Genomic DNA, 263 nt, shown 5'->3' on the forward strand with positions numbered 1-263 from the left:
CTGCCTAAACCTCCTCATGGCAAAATGAACTATTATGCCGTATTTGCAAAAAGATCTTCAAATTTTAAAGATCTTCTTACTGAAGAAATCTTAAACAATGAAAATAATATTCAATCTATTATGGGAATTATTAAAGTTTCATGGTTACCACTAATTTCTATTCTATGTTATGCGAAAGACGAGGATACAAAGAAAGATTTCATAAACCTAATAAGAGAGTCTTGGGAGGATAGTAATCTTAAGGATTTTACAAACTACCTTTT

At 29.7% G+C, this 263-nt stretch carries 1 protein-coding gene; it reads left to right on the forward strand.

Going from position 1 to position 263, the window contains the following annotated elements; genetic code table 11:
• Positions 1-24 precede the first annotated feature (24 nt).
• Positions 25-263, forward strand: a 239-nt coding sequence (locus SB689_RS23390; RefSeq protein ID WP_410694440.1) for a hypothetical protein, incomplete at its 3' end; no start/stop codon positions are given.

Source organism: Chryseobacterium sp. SIMBA_038 (assembly GCF_046535115.1).
Taxonomy (GTDB): domain Bacteria; phylum Bacteroidota; class Bacteroidia; order Flavobacteriales; family Weeksellaceae; genus Chryseobacterium.